This window comes from Marinicella litoralis (genome assembly GCF_002591915.1).
GTDB lineage: Bacteria > Pseudomonadota > Gammaproteobacteria > Xanthomonadales > Marinicellaceae > Marinicella > Marinicella litoralis.
Genome location: NZ_NIHB01000015.1, coordinates 1 through 1,564 on the forward strand (window position 1 = coordinate 1; position 1,564 = coordinate 1,564).

The 1,564-nt window shown below is 34.3% G+C and carries 1 protein-coding gene and 1 pseudogene; both read left to right on the top strand.

The window, feature by feature from the left end:
- Nucleotides 1-218 precede the first annotated feature (218 nt).
- Nucleotides 219-734, top strand: a complete 516-nt coding sequence (locus CCS90_RS14790) for a hypothetical protein (protein WP_099020342.1) — start codon at nt 219-221, stop codon at nt 732-734.
- A 404-nt stretch (nt 735-1,138) separates the two neighbouring features.
- Nucleotides 1,139-1,388 (top strand): annotated as a pseudogene (locus tag CCS90_RS15150) (integrase core domain-containing protein); the annotation flags it as partial.
- Nucleotides 1,389-1,564: the final 176 nt, after the last annotated feature.

Consider the following 1,564-nt stretch of genomic DNA (forward strand, 5'->3'; position numbering starts at 1 on the left):
TCCGTTTAAAAACTATATTTTGAGCAATTGGTGGGTAATTATCTGTGGCAAATTACTGAAGAGCGTGTAAGAATTTGTTGATTGGGGTGCCTGTCCCAGATTAGTTAAGAGGATAGACCTGACAACCGTAAAAGCGTACCTACTAAAAGGAAGCCAACAATAGAAGAAAGAGATTTGTTAGATAAAAATGAAGGAAGAAATTAAAGCAGGTGATAATTATGAGTGAAGATTTAAAAAAAATAATAATAGAATTTTCTAGCTTTTTAAACGTGTCTATTTCAACCATAAACCGAATGGTTAAAACAGATTTTGATGATGTTTTTCTTCAAAACTGGCTTCAAGGTAATTGGGAACTAATTGTGGAGCGATTAATAAGTCAAAATAAAAGAGAGTTAATATTGTTAAGAAAATATGGTGAAGGGGCGGATGAAACTCACTATTCTCTTTTGAAGGGGCAAGAGTACTTTGAAAGAGTTAGTTTCCCTTCTTTACAACCTACTCATAAAATAATGTGTTTTTCAAACTCAGGCCCAATCTCTTGCTTTTTTTCCGGTAATAAAGTTGATTTCCCAAAAAGTGGCCTAGAGTTTAAAGAACTAATATCAATGAAGAAACAAAATAGTTATGCAACAAATGAAGCCCCATTTGATAAGGTTCTGCTTGCATATGAACCAATAGATGTGGTTTTAGAAATTGAAAAACTAGATTTTAAATTACAAAAACTAAAAGTGTAATTTAGGCTCACATAAAATACATTATAGGAAGTAAAATAGTAGGGCAGTTATTAAAAAAAAAATTCATTGAAAACTTTTTAATTTTAAGTAATTTATTCCTAATTAGCTGTTTGATCAAAGCGGCCATATGCGAGTGAAGCAATTAGGTCTATATTTTTACCAGACTTGATACCTTCAATTGGAGTAATACAGGTTCCATCATCCATAACGAGAGCATCATGTTTATTAAGTAAAAATAAACAAGCATCCCAAAACATGCCATCCCTAGAACATAGAATTTTAATAATACGATTAATCCCAGGAATTATCACGTTGCCTTGAAACTGAAATACTGGGTATTTCCATTTACCATCAACCGATATTGCTAAGAGTTCATTCCGTATTCGCATTTCAGTTACACACGGATGAGCAGACGAGGAAACTGTTGGGACAATAGTCCAATGGAGCGTTTCTTCAGGAGTTTTAAATCAGAATGGATGTCATCAATAGGTTATGCTACTTTGATGGCAGCAAAACAATCAGTAATCAACTATATTGTTGGATACTATTGCAACGTCAGGCCTCATACCTCATACCAACAATGATGGTCTGACACCTAACGAGTCGGAACGAAAGTACTGGCTTGAATCTAAAACCGTGGCCAAAATTACTTGACCACTACACAAGACAAGGATGAGTTTTCCAATTAAAAAAGATTGCTAAAACCCGAGTTTACTAGACACTTTTATGACTCTTGACCTTTCCCCAAACTTAACACCACTGCTTGGATGAGATAATTCATTTTAAGCTGCCTGCTCAGCAAATGCTACTGGTGTTAAATAATCCAGAGA

Bases quoted from the DNA above. Each gene is read 5' to 3' on its own strand.
- CCS90_RS14790 (WP_099020342.1), top strand. From the start codon at position 219: ATGAGTGAAGATTTAAAAAAAATAATAATAGAATTTTCTAGCTTTTTA.